This is a genomic window from Cohnella fermenti (genome assembly GCF_004801405.1).
Classification (GTDB): domain Bacteria; phylum Bacillota; class Bacilli; order Paenibacillales; family Paenibacillaceae; genus Cohnella; species Cohnella fermenti.
In genome coordinates this window covers 1-1632 of record NZ_SSOB01000102.1, presented here as the reverse complement: position 1 = coordinate 1632, position 1632 = coordinate 1, and the positions used below count along the sequence as shown (strand labels likewise).

At 44.9% G+C, this 1632-nt stretch carries 1 protein-coding gene; it reads left to right on the top strand.

Translation table 11 applies throughout. The annotated features are described in order from the left end of the window. The first annotated feature begins 75 nt into the window (after window positions 1-75). Window positions 76-1386 (top strand): IS91 family transposase, encoded by a 1311-nt coding sequence (locus E6C55_RS33135; RefSeq protein WP_136374109.1) that lies wholly within the window; start codon window positions 76-78, stop codon window positions 1384-1386. Window positions 1387-1632 lie beyond the last annotated feature (246 nt).

The window sequence follows — 1632 nt, the reverse complement described above, 5'->3', positions numbered from 1 at the left end:
ACATAATAGAATTTATAACTTTTCGGGTGTGGAGTGGGTCTTCACGTTCTCTTTGTTGTTTGGTACATTTGAAACATGGAGCCGAATATTCTCAAGCGAATTTTGTTCGATGAAAGAGGCCACTGGGATGAATTTGTTCGAAAGCATCAAGGGAAGATACGTGCAAATGTACTAAAAGAAGTGGCTAAGTTTCGCGATTGTGGAAATCCGAAGAATGGTTTTAAGCTGTTGGTCTGCGAAGGATGCCATGACCTACGGCTTGTTCCTTATCGCTGTAAAGGGCGATTCTGTACGACCTGTTCCTGTGGTGAAACAGAAGAGTGGAGTCGGTTGTTAGAGGAAGAGGTATTCCAAGTTAATCATCGTCATGTCGTGATGACAATAGACGAGGGACTGCGGGATGTGTTTCTTAAGCATCGTTGTTTGTTAAAGGAATTCATGGACGAAGCTGTACGAATTGTAAAGGAATTTTTCGAGAAGAAGCACAAGGTAACCCCCGGTATAATTGCTGGATTACATACATTTGGCTCCCGGCTGAACTTCAATCCTCACGTACATATGTTGGTGACTATGGGAGGAATGAAGCAAGACGGAGAATGGAAGACGTATGATTTTGTGCCGTTTGAAATGTTAAGAAAACAATGGCAAACGGTAGTGCTGAAGCTGATACGACGAAACTTAAATGAGCGAGATAAAAAACAAGTACAAGCAAGATTGCAAAAGGCCTACTCGAATAACGGAGAAGGCTTCTATGTGCACGCACCGAAACAAAAAGGTAACGTTAAAGCACAATTAGGGTACATGGGCCGATACATAAAAAGACCAGCGATTGCGGTAAGTCGAATTGTAGACTATGACGGGGAGTACGTGGAGTTTCGTTACCATGATAAGACGGACGGCCAAGAGAAAACAGAGCGAATTGCGGTTGAGGCGTTTATTGCAAGGCTGATTCGGCATATACCGGATGAGCATTTCAAGACAATCCGCTATTACGGGGTGTATTCACGTCGAACGAAAGCGTTGTGCAGGAAGTTAGTGGGCGTATGGCAAGAGCATGCACGAAAATGGATTGTACGAGCTAAGCGGCTGCTGCGGCGGACATGGAACCAACGTCAAAAAGAGAAAACGGGAAGAGACCCGATGACCTGCGTAAAGTGTGGATGCTATTATGAATACAAGGGAGAGGTCTGCCTGGAAGAAGGACAGTTAAAAATTAAAGTGGCGTTATGTGCAAATAGCAAAGCCGTGCTAGAAAGGATGATACGTGATGTCGCCGGTGTCCAAGAGCCGAAAGAAACAAGGGAAAAAGAAGAAACAAGGAACCGCACCGCTAAGCAAGTTCCTACAGGAGAAATTGGCGGTGAATTATATTTGTTTGCAATGTGAAGAGCAGGAGAAGATCCCCCTGGATACAGTGAGGAGCTTTGACATCATGGACGGAGGGGATCCAACGGTACCGCCTCAATTTTCGTGCGGGTTATGTGGAGGGACAATGTATCCTGAGTATTACAAAGGGGTACACGGTAATGAATACAGGATTGAGGATGTCCGTAGCACAACTGCAGAATAGTCTCATGGAACGCAAAACAAAGGACCGTCAGGGAATGAACTCATCCCTGACGGTTTTTCTTA